Below are 15,994 nucleotides of genomic sequence, written 5' to 3'. Positions count from 1 at the left end.
AGCAAAGCGTCTATAAATCTAGGGGCATCTCAGTGCGAGCTTCGCGGCAAGTGCCGCGATCAACGTGCCGCCGGCAACGAACGAGTTGGTCGCAACATCCGCCGGCGGGACGAAGTGAGGATTGAGAAGACGGCTACCGAGAAGAAGGCTAGCGACACCGTTGGCAAACCAGAGAAGTTTTTCATCGATCGGAAATCCCTGACCGACGACCGCCCACTGTATGACCGCCAAGACGATCAAATACAGGACTGTTGCAGTCGTTCTTCCCTTCTTGTCGGTCAATGCAGTCCCTTCGCCCCGCTGAATGTTTAATCTCTGTAGTCCCGGATCGCATGCTGATCGAGGTTCTTTGCAGGAACGAGCCGGTAGTGGCGTTCTTCAACGACCTTGATTTCACCGTCTTGGAGGGTCAACTCGAACAGAGCGACCACTTGATCCTCCATGAATTGGGCCGATATGGCGCGGCAACGCGTACCGGGAAATTTCTCCTCGACGAACCGGATGTCTTGCGATGTCTGGACAATGCCGATCTGATCCTTGCCGCCTTTGGCCTGAACGGGAATCACATAATGACAGCCGCGCTTGTCGATACCGACATATAACTCGTCGATCTCGATCTGACCGATGCCCTTCACCGTCGTGCGCAAATGGTTCTGCAAACTGTATGTTGTGAGGCCAAGGAACGTATCGACGAGCCGGTTATACCGGACAATCGCCAAAAGCGCCTGCTCATCGTCGAGCGCATAGGCCCGGATGATTTCAGGCGTCGCGTCAGGAATATCGATCCGCGCAAGATCTTCGCGGGGCAGGATACGGCTGATCTTGACCAGCAAAAATCGGTATCGGGACCGCCCTGCAAGCTCAATCACCCATTCCATGCCTTCGGGCTGTGTGGCGAGAACCCGTTCGGGAAGATCGGTCCTGAAGCGGAATGAATAGATTACATCGCCGAGATTGTCAGGTAGCACGATACCCAATGTACCGGCAGCGTCTTTGATTTCCTGACGCGTAAAATCGAGGGATGTAGAACCATCGGTATAGTGATCGAAGAAAATCTTTTCGATAAGGGCTTGGTATCGGTTTGGGGTCTTCTTAGCCATGCGCCACCTGCTCAGCCAGGCGCTCGCGTTCGATGTCGATCTGCTTGCGCTTCTTGGCCCCGCTTTTCTGGTTCCGGCGGCTCGATGGAGCTTCCACCCCGAAGTGGTCCGCCGCACCGGACAAATCGAGCGACAGGAGCGATTCGCCGCCCAAGGCGAGGGTGCTCTCCGGTCGGCTCGGTTCGATTGCGAGCGATTTCATCACCCCGGTTGCGATTGCCCGTGCAAGCGGCGGGGGAACCGCATTTCCGATCTGCCGCGCACCGTGCCATTTGGTGACTTGAAAGCGGAACCAGTCGGGAAACCCGTGCAGGCGCGCCATCTCCCGAACGGTCACACAGCGATCATAGCGGTAATGGATAGGCCTGGGGCTTGTGAACGCGCCGCGCGCACCGTCCGTGCCCGCGCGCAAGGTATTGGACACGCCGTCATCCGCTAATTTGAAAAAGCGGCTGATCGGCTCGACGGAGCCCGGCTCGGTTTCACAAAACCGCCGTCTCGAAATTTCGGTATGATCGGTGCGGGCGCTCGATGTAAGAATTGCCGGATTCCAGTCCCGAACATACCCGTAGTGCCACGCCTCGTTGTTCATGCAGCGTAGTTCAGCGGCATAGCGAGACGGCTCTCCGAAGCCCGTTGTCTTGACAGCATCCGAATTCAAAAGCGTCTGGAAACGATCAGCGTCTGGCAAATCGCCAAGGGCATCTATGCAGTTCGGTCCATCGGGCAGCCCTTCGAACTCAGCTTTCCGCCCGGAAAGATTGGTTGACGGTGCGGGATAGTCCGGTAGCGTTTCGCCCTTCCGGCATCCGAACAGGATCAACCGCTCGCGGAATTGCGGCGCGCCGTAGTGACCGGCGTTCAACACCTTCCACGGCGTGCGAACTTCGTACCCCGCATCGTCGAACGCTTTGAACAATTCGTTCAGGAAGGTCTTGTGCTTGCCGAGGGTCAGACCTTTGACGTTTTCGAACACGAAGGTGCGCGCTTTCAGCTCAGCGACGATCCGCACGAAGTCGAGAACCAACCTGTTTCGCGAATCGTCGAGCGCACGGTGTCCGATTAGCGAGAAACCCTGACAGGGCGCACCTCCGAACACGCAATCCACCTGGCGGTCGCCTATACCGGCGGCCATACGGATGGATGCGGCACTCAGCCCTTCGACGGTCCGGGGGATGATCGCAGTCTTGGGGAAGTTGAACTTGTGGACGGCGCAGTGCACGGGATCGATCTCGACGGCGGCGGCAACGTCGAAGCCCGCTTGTTCGAAGCCGAGGCTCAGGCCTCCCGCACCGGCAAAAAGGTCGATTCCCACTGGTCTCATAGACTTGCCCTTTCACGTCCGTCTCGCTGATTCACATTGTTATCTTAGCTGGCGAGACACAGCATGTCGATCGTTTTTTAGGTTCGCTCCACAATTTCTTGTAGTCTAACTTGTAGAGCATCCACGTCGCCTGTCTCGCATTGCCATACAACCGTTGTCGCCCATCCGGTAATCCCCCCATTTTTAATGGGGGGTCTTCATAGAATTCACGCAGTCCTATTCAGTTTCATTGCTGGTGTGATACCACCGATGCCCATGTTGGGGCGGTCGTTGTTATAAGTCCATAGCCATTGTGTGGCGTGACCTTGCGGCTGCCCCGGCGGTGATGGTCTGGATAGACCGGATGGAAATGCCCCGACATAAAAAAACCCCCGCGCGGGGCGGGGGTTTCTGAGGTCTGGCAGATCCGATTGGATCAGTATTTGCGATCCAGCTCTTCATTCTTGGGGGCTTTGATGCCCTTTTTGGCCTTCTTGTCATAGCTGCTGAATTTGCTTTCGTCATATTCAGGCATATTGCGCAGGTCGGTTTTGGCTTCCTGCGTCATGATGGTGACATTTTCGGCGCCGATTTGAAGCTTTTCATAGGGAACGGCCACATCCTTGTCGCCGACACCCAAAAAGCCGCCAACCGAGACCACGGCATGAAGCTTGTTATCATCTTTTGAAACAACCAGCTTTTCCACCGAGCCAATGGCTTCGCCCTTGGTGCTCACAACATCACGGCCTTCAATATTGGCCTGGGCTGTGGTGGCGGCATCTTCCATTTGCTTGCCGGCTTTATCGGTGTATTGATCGGCATAGGCGTTGAGGGCGGTGGCAGGTAAAGCAAAGGCGGCTGTCAAAGCGAGGGTCGTGATTGACTTGAAGTTCGTCATGGATCATCTCCGTTGTCAGAGTTTCACGAGAATATTCGTTAGCCATTGGCTCAGATGTTCGTTTACAGGAAAGCCATCTGAACTTGGCTATGAGATAATGTATAAACTTCACTTGCGTCTGAAATATGTTTGAAAATAGGATTCATTGTGTTCTTTGCATCCAGAAATTGCCGTATTCTATATGAAGTCTAAACAATCATTTAAAAATGCGTCCGGCTTTGGCCTTGGCGCGTCTCATCTGCGCTGGTCGCTGGATCATCTGGCCGGGGGCGATGCCGATCTGGCCGATCATGTGCAGCAATGGGGTTATCCCCCGGAACGCCGATCACCCGGGGGCTTTGCCGCTCTGTTGCGGATTGTGATCGGCCAGCAGCTATCGGTAAAGGCGGCGGCCACCATTGCGGCCCGGGTTGAAGCCCTGATGCCCGATGGCTTGACGCCTGCGGGATTTTTAAACGCGGATGAAGCCAGCCTGCGCGCTGCTGGCCTATCCGGGGCGAAGGTGATCTATGGCCGGGGTTTGGCGCGAGCTGTTTATGATGGGGCTTTTGATCCTGCGGCTTTGGCCGTGATGCCCGATGATAAGGTGACGGCCGAGATCACGGCGCTGAAGGGCTTTGGCATCTGGTCGGCGCGGATGTATCTGATGTTTTCCTTGGGCCGCCCCGATATCTGGCCCGCCGATGATCTGGGGGTGCGGGAAGGGCTGCGCCGCCTGCGGCGGCTGGAGGCGCGCCCATCCATAAAAGAAGCCGAGGCCATGGGGGCGGGCTGGGCGCCCTATCGTTCATCGGTGGCGCTTTTTTGCTGGCATATCCTGAATAATGCACCGCTGAAGGCGGGGGATTGATTGATCAATCCGCCTTATCGCGCGCCCTTTCCCCCAGCGCCCTTTGCCCCAAGGCTTGCAGGCCGAACGCCATCAGGATGAAGCTGTATTCTTCGGCAATTTCATAAAGCGCATCATAACGCCCCGATTTGCCGCCATGGCCCGCCCCCATATTGGTTTTGAGGATCAAAGGCTGGTCATCGGTTTTAAGGGCGCGCAAGCGGGCGACCCATTTTGCAGGCTCCCAATAGGTGACGCGGGGATCATTCAGCCCGCAGGTGATCATCATCGGCGGATAGGCCTGTGCCTTCACATTATCATAGGGGCTATAGCTTAGGATGGTGCGGAAAACCTCGGCATCGATGGCGGGATTGCCCCATTCCGGCCATTCAATGGGGGTGAGCGGCAGGCTGGCATCGAGCATGGTATTGAGCACATCCACAAAGGGCACATGGGCAACGATCGCGCGCCACAGATCGGGTTCCAGATTGGCGATGGCCCCCATCAGCTTGCCGCCCGCCGAACCGCCCGAGGCCGAAATGCTCCCGGCTTTCGCATAGCCCTTTTTGATCAGGAAATGGGCGGCATCGATGAAATCCTCAAACACATGATGGCGCTGATGCATTTTGCCGCCCTCATACCACAGGCGACCCAGTTCATCGCCGCCCCGAATATGGGCAATGGCATAAGCAAAACCGCGATCCAGCAAAGAAAGCCGGGCCGAGGAAAAAGACGGCGACATTCCCATGCCATAGGCCCCATAGCCATAAAGATGCAAAGGGCCGGGGGCGGTTTGGCGAAAGCCTTTTTTATACACGATGGAGATCGGGATCAGCTTGCCATCCCTTGATGGTGCCATCAGCCTTTCGGTTTGATAATCATCGCGATCATAGCCGCTGGGCAGGCTTTGTACCTTGCGGCTGATCAGTTGGCGCGTTTCAAGCTTATAATCAAAAACCGTGGCCGGGGTGATCATCGATGAATAGCTGATGCGGATGGTTTCCGGATCGGGTTCCGCGTTCGCCCCCAGATCGGCGCAATAAAGCGTTTCAGGAAAATCGATGAAATGATCATGGCCGCCATCATGGGAGATGATGCGGATCTGATCGAGCCCATCGCGGCGCTGTTCGATGGCCAGAAAAGAGCCAAAAGCCACCAGTCCGCGATAATAATCCCGATCATGGGCGGGCAGAATTTCCTGCCAGCCTTTGGGGGTGAGATCATCGATCCCGGCGCTGAAAATGCGGAAATTGGGGGCATCTTTATTGGACCGGATGAAAAAGCGTCCGCCGCCATGATCCAGTTCATATTCATGGCCGGTTTCGCGGGCGGCCACCAGCTTTGGCTTTGCGCTGATATCATCGGCGGGTAAAAGCCGCACTTCGCTGGTTTCATGGCTGCCCGATGAGATGACAATCCATTGCCGGGATTGGGTTTTATCCAGATGCACGAAAAAGCCCCCGTCGCTTTCCTCATAAAGGACGCGATCATGAGTGGGGTCATCACCCAGAAGATGAGCCTTCACACAAAAAGGCCGCCAGTTTTCATTGACCAGACGATAGAGCAGATGGCGGCTATCTGCCGACCAGACCGGCGCGCCGATGGTGTTATCGATCCGATCAGGCAGATCGGTGCCGCTTTCGAGATCTAAGATCACAAGCTGAAAGCGTTCCGAGCCATCGCGATCGATGGCATAGGCAAGCTTTGATCCATCCGGGCTGACCGTAAAGCCGCCCAGGCGGAAATAATCATGGCCCGCAGCCAAAGCCGGTTCATCCAGAATGCACTGCCAGTCCTTTTGAGTGGGTGCCGGATCAGCCGCTTTGCGATACCAGCGGCGATATTGGCTGCCCGCCAGAAAGCGCCATTGATAAAGCCAATCGCCATCTTTTACGGGAACGCTTTCATCGTCCTCGCTGATACGGCCCTTCAGTTCCTTGAAAATGGCCTCGGTCCAGCTTTTCAGGGGATCCATTACGGAATCGTAATAATCATTTTCCGCCCGCAAATAGCCAAGAATTTCAGGGTCATCGACTGTGGGATAGGCCGGATCGCGGAGCCAGGCATAATCATCATGAATTTCGATGCCATGATGGCAGATCACATGGGGCCGTTTTTCGGCGCGCGGCGGGGCCGACAAAGCGGGCGGCGAGGCTGTGGGCTGATCGGAACCGGTTTGGGGCATGGAGGGCGATGTCCTTTTGACGTGAGGCGCGTGAGAGCGGTGCATTCTGTCTTGAAAGCACCGATTGGCGACAGAAAATCATGTTCCGCCCCCAAAGGAAAGGGGCGCAACGCTGCACGGCTTGCGCCAAAGCCCCGGCAATGCCATCAATGAAGGAAAGCGCACCCGGCCGCTGCGGGTGCGGATGATGATCTTCAGTTTTGCCAAAGGAGTCTTTCATGTCGCATCCTCATGCTCAACGCTTGGCCGATTTGCGTGCCGAACTGGCCCGCCGCGGGCTGGCCGGGTTCGTGGTGCCGCTTACGGATGAACATGGCAGTGAATATGTCGCCGATTATGCCCAAAGGCTGATGTGGATCAGCGGCTTCAAGGGATCGGCGGGCAGTGCCATCATTCTGGCGGATAAGGCGGCGGTGTTTGTGGATGGGCGCTATGTTATTCAGGTGCGCGATCAGGTGGATGGGGCGCTGTTCGAGCGGGTGCATCTGGATGGGAGCAGCGCGTTCGACTGGCTGGCCCCCCGGCTGAAGGCGGGGGATCGGATCGGCTATGATCCGCGCCTGCATACGCCGGGATGGGTTGAAGAAGCCCGGCAGCTTTTGAGCCGCAAACGCGCCGAACTGGTGGCGCTGAGCGATAATCCCATCGATAGCGTGTGGAGCGATCAGCCTGCCCCGCCCCCTTATCCCCTGCGCCCCCATGAAACGGCCCTTGCGGGGGAAAGTGCGGCAAAAAAACGCGCAAGGCTGGCGGCGGTTCTGGCCGAAAAGGGGGCGGATGCGGCGGTGCTCACGGCCCTTGATTCGATTGCCTGGCTGTTCAATGTGCGGGGTAATGATGTGGATCATACGCCGGTGGCGCTGTCTTATGCTCTTTTACATCAAAATGGTCAGGCTGATCTCTATATCGATGAAGGAAAGCTTGATGATGATGTGCGGGTGCATCTGGGCAATGAAGTGTCGATCAAGCCTTATGACAGCTTTTATGGATCGCTGGGTGAACTGGGCGCGGGCGGCCGGGCGGTGCTGGCCGATCCGGCAACCGCCAATGCGGCAGTTTTTGAGGCCCTGAAGGCGGGAGGGGCGGAGATCATCCACGCTGCCGATCCCTGCGCTTTGCCCAAAGCCTGCAAGAATGCGGCGGAAATCGGCGGATCGGTGGCGGCGCATCTGCGTGATGGGGCGGCGGTGACCAATTTTCTGCATTGGCTGGATGAAGAAGCCCCCAAAGGCGGGCTGACCGAGATCGGCTGTGTGGAAAAGCTGCTGTCCTTTCGCCAGACAATCGAAGGCTTTCGCGATACCAGCTTCGATACGATTTCAGGTGCGGGGCCCAATGGGGCGATCTGCCATTATCGGGTGAGCCCCGAAAGCAGCCGCCCGCTGAAGGCCGGCGAGCTTTATCTGGTGGATAGTGGCGGCCAATATCCCGATGGCACCACCGATATCACCCGCACCGTTCCCATTGGCACGGTGGGGGATGAGGAGCGCGACCGTTTCACCCGGGTTTTGAAGGGCCATATCGCTTTGGCCTGCGCCCGCTTTCCCAAAGGCACCACCGGCGCGCAGCTCGATGCCATTGCCCGAAAGCCTTTGTGGGATGCGGGGCTGGATTATGATCATGGCACCGGCCATGGTGTGGGCAGCTATCTGGCCGTGCATGAAGGCCCGCAGCGGATTTCCAAGGCGCCGAATGCGATTGCCCTGCAACCCGGCATGATTTTGTCGAACGAGCCGGGTTATTACAAGGATGGCGGCTATGGCATCCGCATTGAAAATCTGGTGCATGTGGTGGCCGATGAGAATGAGGCAGAGCGTCCGTTTTTGCGGTTTGAAACCCTGACCCTTGCCCCCATCGATCGCCGGCTGGTGAAAATCGATTTGCTTGATGCGGATGAGCGGGCCTGGCTCGATGGTTATCATGCTCGGGTGCATCAGGCGCTGGCGCCTTTGGTGGATGCCGGAACCCGGCCATGGCTGGCGGCGATGACGGCGCCCTTGGGGGCCTGATAAGACGCGCCACAAAATAAGGGAAAAGGAACATAAGATGCTGGAGCTTCAGATCGATGCGGGGATCGGCCATATAAAGCTTTCCCGGCCCGATAAGGCGAATGCCCTTAACGCCGATTTCTGGCGCGATTTTCCCATAATGATCGATCAGCTTGATGAAAACCCCAAGGTGCGGGTGATCATCATATCGGGGATGGGGCGGCATTTTTGTTCGGGGATTGATCTTGCGATGCTGGCGGCCCTGATGCCATCGGCGGATAGCCAGCCCAAGGCCGATCCCGCCCGCCTGCGCGAAAAGCTGCGGCGCAAGATCATCGCCATGCAGGATTGTTTCACCAGCCTTGATCGCTGCCGGAAGCCCTCGATTGCAGCGATCCATGGCGGCTGTTTGGGGGCGGGGGTGGATCTGGTCACGGCCTGCGATATTCGGCTGGCGAGCGCGGATGTTCGCTTTACCGTGCAGGAAATCAATATCGGCATGGTGGCTGATGTGGGCACCCTGCAAAGGATCGGCCATTTGCTGCCCCATGGCATTGTGCGCGATCTGGCCTATAGCGGCCGCGCCATGCTGGCCGATGAAGCCTTGCGTTTGGGCTTTATCAGCGCGATGGCCGATGATCAGGCCGGGGTGATCGAAAAAGCGCGGGCCATGGCTGCGGGCATTGCGCAAAAAAGCCCTTTGGCGATTTCAGGGGTGAAACAGGTTTTGAACCATGCCCGCGATCACAGCCTTGCCGATGGTTTGGATTATATCGCCACATGGAATGCGGCGATGCTGATGGGGCCCGATCTGATGAAAGGGGCGAAAGCGGCCCTGAGCCGGACCGAGGCGGATTATGACGATCTTCTGGATTGAGCGAGGCTGAAAATCTATGGCCATGACCCGCGACAAGGCAGCCCGGCGGATCGATTCCATTGCCGGTTATCGCGAAGAACAAAAGCGCCTGCAGGATCTGGGGCTGCTTTCGATCACTGCCGATGAGGCCAGAAAAATCCGCCATTATCATGATGATGTGCTCGATGATCTGAGCCGTTCGCAGGATTTGCCCGCCGATGCGGCACGGATGCCGGTGCATTGGGGGATGCGGATCGCGGCCAGCGCCGGGCTTGTGGTTTTATGCGGGGCGTGGCTTTTGGGGCTGGATAGCCTGTGGCCGGGGCTTTCAATCGGGGCGCAATTGGGCTTTCTGGCCGCTGGCCCTTTGCTGTTTTTCGCCGGGGCTGAACTTTTGCATCAGCGGGGCGGCAGCCTTTATTTCAGCGCTTTTCTGGCGGGCCTGTCGGCTTTGCTGTTGGGGGCATCGGGGCTTTTGGTGCATCGCCTGTTCAATCAGCCGCCGGGCTTTGGGACCATTTTTCTGGCTGGCGGCTATGCGGCAGCCTTGGGCCATCGCTATCGTGCCATTACCCTTGGCGCTTTGGGATTGATCGCAGCCATGGGGGCGATGGGGGCGATGCTGGCGCTGGCGGATGGGCGATCTGTAGCGGCCCTTGGCCAGCGGCTGGATGTGTTTGTGCTGCTGGGGGTGATGTTGATGGGGATCGGCAGCCTGCGGCCTTTGGCGCGACGATGGGGGGATATGGCTGCGGGCTGGCGGCTGGCCGGGCTGGGTTTGGCCGGCGCGGCATTGATTGGCCTCGCCCAACCGGGCGGCAGCCTTTTACCGCAAATCCTGGGTTTATCGCCTGATAAAATTGCCTTCATCTATCAGCTTGTGGCGGTGGTCGTGCCTTTTGGCCTGATGATTTTGGGGCTGTTGCGCGATGGGCCCGATCGCTTATGGGGGGCCTTTGCGATGCTCGCGGCTTTTGTTTTGAGCCGGTTTTATCTGTGGCTTTCGCCCTTTTTGGGCGATGTTTGGCTGGCCCTTATCGCTGTGGCCCTGGTGGCGCTTTTGATCTGGCTGGCGGGCCGGATCAGGATCGTGGCGGCGCGCTATCGGCTGGATCAGCCATGATGGGCCGGATCATCGCAGGGATAGCCGGATTATCGGGAAAAAGCTGGGCGCTGATCGCGGCCTTGGGTTTTTATCTCAGTGTTTTTGCCGGTCCTTTGCTGATGGCCGGGGTCAATCGCCTTGGCCCCTCCAATGGCGTTCTTTTCGTGCCGGAATGTCGCCTTGGTGGCTTTTATGGCGTGGTTAATGATGGGCAGTTCAAAAATCAATCTTTCGGGCCGATGTTTCGCCAGATGATCGGCCAAGGGGATGGCCTGAGCCTGCGCATAGAGCCTTTTTTCCATCCCGCGCCATCGCGCCTGATGGCGGAAAGGCTGGCGGCCATGGGTTTTTTAGCCGATCAACCAGAGCCGGCGATGGCGGTGGAGTCGATCATCCTTGTGGAAGCGGATGGCCCGGCGGTGGAAGCCTGGAAAAAAGCCCATGCCACTGCGGTTGAGGCCGGGGCGATTGAGGCCGGGGCGGTGCCGCCCCTTCTGGCGCGGGATGCCGATCGCGATGCCGAGCGGCTGGTGGCCGCCTATGGCCTTGAAAACTGGACGGATGACGGGGCCAAATCGGGGCAGGCTTTGGCCCGGGGGCGGCTATCGCTGGTGAAAGATGCGGGGACGTGGGTGCCAAATCTCCGGCCCGCTATTGAGGCGATCAGCCTTGGTCTTGATGATCGCCGTTTTTTGCGTGATCTGGGGCCACCAGAAGCGGAGGGTGCTTGTTTGTCTCGTTTTGTGGCAGAAATCAATTATGGGGCAATTTATGATCCCTATCTGACACATTTGCGCCTTCTGGAACGCGCAATTCGGCGTTAGGGTTAAGGAATATCAACGACTTATGCAGATTATTTCAGGGTACTTACATTATTTATTAAGTTTTTGCGGCAAAGATGGGGCCTTCAAAACAGACGCACCAAACCATGCGGATAAAGAAGGTCGAAGATGGCAAGCCCCTATCTGCAACGTAAGCCCCGAACCCTTGATCAGGCGCAGGGTGATCTTGAACGCCGACGCAGTGCCTATGGCATGGATGGTGGCTCTGATCATGGTGGAGGTTTTGGCGCCGCTGGCAGTTCGGATCAGGATGATCGCGGGTCGTCTTCCCATCATGGCTTTGGCGAGCTTTCAGGCCATTGATCGCAGCGGCGCTTTTCCCGCTCTCCAATTTTTCCATCCTGCCTATCGCCCGTCATCATCGCTGAGAGGCGAGGGGATCAGGCTATGAAACATGCCTTTGTAACGGGTGGTACAGGCTTTTTGGGCCGCACCTTGCTGGAGCAGCTTGCGGCTGAGGGCTGGCAGGTGGCCGCCCTTTATCGCGGGGATGCGCCCCCGCCTTTTTTTGCCGATCATCGGGTGCAGGCGGTGCGGGCCGATCTGGGCGATGGCGATGCTTTGGCTCGGGCCATGAAGGAGTGTGCGCCTCACGGGCTGGATGCGGTTTTTCATGTGGCGGCGGATACCAGTGCGTGGCGCGCGCATCGTGATCGGCAGATGGCAGTGAATCTGGATGGCACCCGGGCGGTGATCCATGCCATGCGTGCCCTGGATCATGGCGGGAAGGCTGGTCCGCCGCGCCTCATTCATGTGTCGAGCATTTCGGTATGGGGCCATCATCCCCGCCCCATCGATGAAACGCTGCCCCAAAAGGGTCGTGAAAGCTGGGTGGGTTATGTGAAATCCAAAGCTTTGGCCGAAGATGCCGTGCGGGCTGCGGTGGCCGATGGCCTTGATGCGGTGATCGTTAATCCGGCCCATATATTGGGGCGCTATGATACCAATAATTGGGCGCGGCTTTTTTTGCTGATCCATGCCGGAACCCTGCCCGGTGTGCCGCCGGGGGCGGGATCTTTTGCCCATGCTGGTGCCGTGGCCCGGGCGATGATCGCTGCCGTGGAAAAGGGCGGGCGGGGCGAGAATTATATTCTGGGCGGGCCCCATGCCACTTTTCTTGACTTAGCGCGGGAGATCGCCCGCCTGCTCGATAAGCCACAGCCCCGGCGGGCCATTCCGGCGGCGCTTTTGAAAATGGTGGCGCATGGCCATGATCTGCGGTCGCGGGTCAGCGGAAAGGAGCCTGATATCACCCCGGAAGCCGCTTATTTCGTGTGCCATGATGAACAGGCCCTGTCGGATCGTGCGGCGCGGGTTTTGGATTATCAAATCGTGCCTTATGAAAAATCCCTTAAAGAAAGCCACGAATGGTTGCAAAGCCAAGGGCTTTTGGGGGCTTGATCCGTCTTTTTGCGGGGTATGTCCGGCCTTTTGCAAGACAATCTTAAGCTTGTTTGTATAAGGTTCTGTTCCTGTTCTTGTGATATTTTGCGCAAGGTTTGCGCGGCTTTTTGGCTTGGATGATCCATGGATTCATATGAAGACCCCGATCCTGCAAGGACCCCATCATCCCCCCCATCGGCGGAGCATCACCCCGATGGGCTTTTGGGCCGGGTTCATGAGGTGAGCGGATCATCGGTGAAGCTGCGGCTGGCGTCTCCGCCGCCTGAAGGGTTTACCGGCATCGGGGCTTTCATCAAGATGCCCGCCGGGGCGGGATCGACGGTTTATGGCGCGGTTCATGCTTTGCAAATTGCGGGCGATGAAACCTTTGCCCTGGCCGATTTCATTGGCGAGACGACGGCCCATAGCCCAAGGATCAGCCGCGGGGTGACGGATTATCCGCTGCCCGGCCATGAGGTGTTCAGGGTTGGGGATGATGAACTGACCGCGCTTTTTGCACCCGATAGCCAATCGATGCTGCGGGTGGGAACGATCTATCCCGGTACGGTTCCGGCGATGATCGATCCCGATCAGCTTTTATCGAAGCATTTTGCCGTTCTGGGCAGCACCGGGACCGGAAAATCAAGTGCTTTGGCCCTCATCATGCATCGGCTGGTGGAGCAACTCCCCAATGCCCATATCCTGATCCTTGATCCCCATAATGAATATGCCGCCGCTTTCCACGATATTGGCGTGCATTATGATCCTACCAGCCTGTCGCTGCCTTATTGGCTGATGAATTTTGCCGAACATATCGAAGTGTTTATCGGCCAGCGGGAACAAGGCCGTGAGGTGGAAGCGGATATTTTAAAACGGTCTTTGCTGGCTGCCAGAAAGAAAAGCGCCCGCGCATCGGCGGCGCGGATCACCGTGGATACGCCGGTTCCCTATAAAATGACCGATCTTTTGGGGGATCTGGATGCCCAGATGGGGCGGCTGGAAAAGCCTGAAACCCTGCTGCCGTTTTTGCGCCTGAAGCACAAGATCGAAGAATTGCGGACCGATGAGCGCTATGGCTTTATGTTTTCCGGGATGCTGATCAATGACAGCTTTCCCGATATCATGGCCCGGCTTTTGCGGATGCCTGTGCAGGGGCGTCCGGTATCCACCCTCGATCTTTCTGGCGTGCCATCGGATATTGTTGATGTGGTGGTGTCTTTGCTTTGCCGCATGGTGTTTGATTTTGCGCTTTGGTCGCGCAAGGGGGAGGAAGCCAGCCCGCTTTTGCTGGTGTGCGAGGAAGCCCATCGCTATGTGCCCCGGGAGCGTAATCCCGGCTTTGATTCCGCCCGGCGGGTGATCGAGCGCATCGCCAAGGAAGGTCGCAAATATGGTGTTTCATTGGGATTGGTCTCGCAAAGGCCATCGGATATTTCGGAATCGGTTCTTTCGCAATGTGGAACGATTTTATCTATGCGGATGAATAATGAACGCGATGCCGCCTTTGTGGCCAGCGCTTTGCCCGAGGGGAGCTTGTCATTTCTGGCTGCCATATCATCCTTGCGCAATCGCGAATGTGTACTGAGCGGCGAAGGGGTGGCGGTGCCGATGCGGGTGCGTCTTGATTATCTGGATGAGGATTTGAGGCCATCGAGTGCCGATCCTGCCTTTTCCCAAAATTGGGCGGGCAGAGAACAGGATATTCATTTCGTTCATTCTGTGATAGAGCGCTGGCGCAGTGGGTCGCGTTAGAGAATGAATATGCGACAAAAAGTAAAATCAAAATCAGTCCATTATGAATTGCATGGACAGAATGGCGCTAGCTGGTCTGTTCTTGGTATTTTCGATGACCATGACGAAGCCAAGGAACAAGCGGAAAAAATTTATCGTGCTGGCACCTATCGGGCCGTGCGGGTTTTACGTGAGCGCTATGAAGAAGACAGCGGCGATTTCAATTCGCTGGAGCTTTTATTTCTGGGGCGCAAAGTCAAGCCTTCGAAATATGATGATGATGAATTGGCGGTTTTCTGCCGCAAGCCCGAAGAATTATATTCATCGGAAAGTCGTCGTTTGATCGCTCGTCTGCTGGCCACCGTGCTGGATGGCTGGGATGTCACGCCCTTGGAATTGCTGCATGATCCGGCGCTTTATACGAGGTTGCAAAATACCGGTACCCATCTTTTGAAAGCGGTACAGAATCTTTCGGTGGCGCAGGTCCGCAAAAATGGCGAGCCGGTGGCCGAACGGATTCGCGCCAATTTTGCCGTGATCGACAAGGCCGCTGCCCATGTCCAGCGCTGCCATGCCGGGGGCTTGCCATCTTTGGCCGACAAACGCCTTGCGGATGCGGCGCATCATTTGGAACATCGGGAAAACCGCCGGTTTTTATTATCCTGTGTGCTGGCGGCGGATCTGCAATCCTATAAAGGCTGTGTGGCAAAGCTTGATCGCTTGTTGGCCCTGATCCGGTTGGATCACCCGGATTGGGTGATCGAGGTGCTTGATGCGTTTTTATCGGAACAATTAATGCATCGCCGCCTGATGCGCGCCCTTTTTCCCGATGAAGACATCATCGATTTTCTGGAAAAACTGGCGGGCTTGAGCCGAGGCCATTTGCCGGAGGAGGTGCAAACCCCCACGACCGCCATGCTCAACGGCTTTTTGGCAGCCAATGTGCTCCCCGCCTGTCGGACGATGCTGATCGGTCATATCCGCCATGAACTGACCGTGGGCCATCGCCTGACCAAGGGCAATTTGCAAGATGAGTTTTGTGCGCTGTGGCGGCTGGGCGATGGGATTGGTGAAAGCCTTGATGCTGAATTATCGGATAAACCCTTGGATGAATTGCTGGAAGAGCGGACCCGGCGGCTTTTGAATCCGCAAACTTTGGGTGAATATATCGCTACCGGCCACAATCCCGCGGATAAAGTGCAAAAGCTGATCGATCTGGAGCGCTTTTGTATCGGCAGCAGCAATAAGCGGATGATCGCCAATTATATGATGCCGCTTTTGAGTGATGCGCCCAATGAAGAATTCTGGCTCACGCCCCTTGGCACCGGCTATGCTGGGCGGATGCGCCTGCTCACCCGCCTGCAAAAGCGTTTGATCGCTTCGCATCTGCAGGATTTGCCCAAAAACAAGCTGACTGAACGGCTCGATGTTTATTGTTTGAAGCTTTTGGAAAACAGTAAGATTCTTGATCGTCTGGCGAAATCCGAAGGCCCGTCTTTTGATAAGGCACAACGGATTTTGCGGATGCTGGCGGATGGCTATTTTACCAGTGGTGAGGCCCGGGCCCTGGCGGAAGCGGAAGCCCGGCGCTATATGGCGGAAAAGGATTTCCTCCTTCCTTTGACAAAAATTCCCAAAGGATCGGAACGATTGGAAGCGGTTCAGCGTTTGAAAAAACTGATGGCATCCGCCGGGTTGGCGGATATGGATCACTTTTGAGAATGATGATAAGGAAGGGGCCCGGGGCGATCCCGGCGCCACATGATCATACCGC

14 protein-coding genes are annotated in these 15,994 nt (G+C 56.9%); 9 read left to right on the top strand and 5 right to left on the bottom strand.

Annotation, left to right across the window (positions count from 1 at the left end; genetic code table 11):
• Window positions 1-18: 18 nt before the first annotated feature.
• From AQ1_RS11990 to AQ1_RS14715, 4 genes are all read right to left on the bottom strand, one after another.
• Window positions 19-282 carry a hypothetical protein gene (locus AQ1_RS11990; RefSeq protein WP_042087618.1) on the bottom strand — a complete coding sequence of 88 codons (264 nt, stop codon included), beginning with the start codon at window positions 280-282 and terminating at the stop codon, window positions 19-21.
• 26 nt (window positions 283-308) lie between these two features.
• Entirely contained in the window at window positions 309-1,100 is a 792-nt protein-coding gene (locus tag AQ1_RS11985; protein WP_042087615.1) for a hypothetical protein, read from the bottom strand.
• Window positions 1,093-2,424 carry a DNA cytosine methyltransferase gene (locus AQ1_RS11980; protein WP_042087614.1) on the bottom strand — a complete coding sequence of 444 codons (1,332 nt, stop codon included), beginning with the start codon at window positions 2,422-2,424 and terminating at the stop codon, window positions 1,093-1,095. Before AQ1_RS11980 ends, AQ1_RS11985 begins: the two co-directional genes overlap by 8 nt.
• Window positions 2,425-2,839: 415 nt before the next feature.
• On the bottom strand, window positions 2,840-3,301 hold the full coding sequence (locus AQ1_RS14715; protein WP_081837317.1) for a PRC-barrel domain-containing protein: 462 nt from the start codon (window positions 3,299-3,301) through the stop codon (window positions 2,840-2,842).
• Between the two features lie 181 nt (window positions 3,302-3,482).
• Between AQ1_RS14715 and AQ1_RS11970 the strand changes: the two genes are divergently transcribed.
• The gene (locus AQ1_RS11970) at window positions 3,483-4,151 is read left to right on the top strand and encodes a DNA-3-methyladenine glycosylase family protein (protein ID WP_042087636.1); all 669 of its coding nucleotides are present in this window, start codon (window positions 3,483-3,485) and stop codon (window positions 4,149-4,151) included.
• A gap of 4 nt (window positions 4,152-4,155) precedes the next feature.
• Here AQ1_RS11970 and AQ1_RS11965 read toward each other — a convergent pair whose 3' ends face one another.
• Complete coding sequence (locus AQ1_RS11965; RefSeq protein ID WP_081837316.1) at window positions 4,156-6,315, bottom strand: S9 family peptidase; 2,160 nt, start codon at window positions 6,313-6,315, stop codon at window positions 4,156-4,158.
• Window positions 6,316-6,533: 218 nt separating this feature from the next.
• Between AQ1_RS11965 and AQ1_RS11960 the strand changes: the two genes are divergently transcribed.
• The 8 genes from AQ1_RS11960 to AQ1_RS11925 all read left to right on the top strand — a co-directional run bounded on the left by AQ1_RS11960 (window position 6,534) and on the right by AQ1_RS11925 (window position 15,939).
• Window positions 6,534-8,324, top strand: a complete 1,791-nt coding sequence (locus AQ1_RS11960; RefSeq protein ID WP_042087612.1) for an aminopeptidase P family protein — start codon at window positions 6,534-6,536, stop codon at window positions 8,322-8,324.
• 37 nt (window positions 8,325-8,361) lie between these two features.
• Window positions 8,362-9,180: a crotonase/enoyl-CoA hydratase family protein gene (locus AQ1_RS11955; protein ID WP_042087609.1), complete on the top strand. Its 819-nt coding sequence runs from the start codon at window positions 8,362-8,364 to the stop codon at window positions 9,178-9,180.
• A 16-nt stretch (window positions 9,181-9,196) separates the two neighbouring features.
• A complete protein-coding gene (locus AQ1_RS11950; protein ID WP_042087606.1) occupies window positions 9,197-10,282 on the top strand; it encodes a hypothetical protein in 1,086 nt (361 codons plus the stop codon).
• On the top strand, window positions 10,279-11,088 hold the full coding sequence (locus AQ1_RS11945) for a hypothetical protein (protein ID WP_042087603.1): 810 nt from the start codon (window positions 10,279-10,281) through the stop codon (window positions 11,086-11,088). The genes AQ1_RS11950 and AQ1_RS11945 overlap by 4 nt, the downstream gene beginning before the upstream one ends.
• Window positions 11,089-11,214: 126 nt before the next feature.
• The gene (locus AQ1_RS15200) at window positions 11,215-11,409 is read left to right on the top strand and encodes a hypothetical protein (RefSeq protein WP_150007421.1); all 195 of its coding nucleotides are present in this window, start codon (window positions 11,215-11,217) and stop codon (window positions 11,407-11,409) included.
• A gap of 84 nt (window positions 11,410-11,493) precedes the next feature.
• Window positions 11,494-12,507: an NAD-dependent epimerase/dehydratase family protein gene (locus AQ1_RS11935; protein WP_042087598.1), complete on the top strand. Its 1,014-nt coding sequence runs from the start codon at window positions 11,494-11,496 to the stop codon at window positions 12,505-12,507.
• Window positions 12,508-12,633: 126 nt separating this feature from the next.
• Window positions 12,634-14,241 carry an ATP-binding protein gene (locus AQ1_RS11930; protein WP_042087597.1) on the top strand — a complete coding sequence of 536 codons (1,608 nt, stop codon included), beginning with the start codon at window positions 12,634-12,636 and terminating at the stop codon, window positions 14,239-14,241.
• Window positions 14,242-14,250: 9 nt separating this feature from the next.
• Complete coding sequence (locus AQ1_RS11925; RefSeq protein WP_150007423.1) at window positions 14,251-15,939, top strand: hypothetical protein; 1,689 nt, start codon at window positions 14,251-14,253, stop codon at window positions 15,937-15,939.
• The last annotated feature ends 55 nt before the right edge of the window (window positions 15,940-15,994 follow it).

The sequence above is a fragment of the Iodidimonas nitroreducens genome, assembly GCA_000710935.1.
Taxonomy (GTDB): Bacteria; Pseudomonadota; Alphaproteobacteria; order Sphingomonadales; family Rhodothalassiaceae; genus Iodidimonas; species Iodidimonas nitroreducens.
Note: the sequence above shows the minus strand (reverse complement) of the source record. Positions and strands in the feature narration are given on the sequence as shown.

Coding starts and splice junctions, on each gene's coding strand:
- AQ1_RS11985 (WP_042087615.1), bottom strand. CDS start 1,100: ATGGCTAAGAAGACCCCAAACCGATACCAAGCCCTTATCGAAAAGATT.
- AQ1_RS11980 (WP_042087614.1), bottom strand. CDS start 2,424: ATGAGACCAGTGGGAATCGACCTTTTTGCCGGTGCGGGAGGCCTGAGC.
- AQ1_RS14715 (WP_081837317.1), bottom strand. CDS start 3,301: ATGACGAACTTCAAGTCAATCACGACCCTCGCTTTGACAGCCGCCTTT.
- AQ1_RS11970 (WP_042087636.1), top strand. CDS start 3,483: ATGAAGTCTAAACAATCATTTAAAAATGCGTCCGGCTTTGGCCTTGGC.
- AQ1_RS11965 (WP_081837316.1), bottom strand. CDS start 6,315: ATGCCCCAAACCGGTTCCGATCAGCCCACAGCCTCGCCGCCCGCTTTG.
- AQ1_RS11960 (WP_042087612.1), top strand. CDS start 6,534: ATGTCGCATCCTCATGCTCAACGCTTGGCCGATTTGCGTGCCGAACTG.
- AQ1_RS11955 (WP_042087609.1), top strand. CDS start 8,362: ATGCTGGAGCTTCAGATCGATGCGGGGATCGGCCATATAAAGCTTTCC.
- AQ1_RS11950 (WP_042087606.1), top strand. CDS start 9,197: ATGGCCATGACCCGCGACAAGGCAGCCCGGCGGATCGATTCCATTGCC.
- AQ1_RS11945 (WP_042087603.1), top strand. CDS start 10,279: ATGATGGGCCGGATCATCGCAGGGATAGCCGGATTATCGGGAAAAAGC.
- AQ1_RS15200 (WP_150007421.1), top strand. CDS start 11,215: ATGGCAAGCCCCTATCTGCAACGTAAGCCCCGAACCCTTGATCAGGCG.
- AQ1_RS11935 (WP_042087598.1), top strand. CDS start 11,494: ATGAAACATGCCTTTGTAACGGGTGGTACAGGCTTTTTGGGCCGCACC.
- AQ1_RS11930 (WP_042087597.1), top strand. CDS start 12,634: ATGGATTCATATGAAGACCCCGATCCTGCAAGGACCCCATCATCCCCC.
- AQ1_RS11925 (WP_150007423.1), top strand. CDS start 14,251: ATGCGACAAAAAGTAAAATCAAAATCAGTCCATTATGAATTGCATGGA.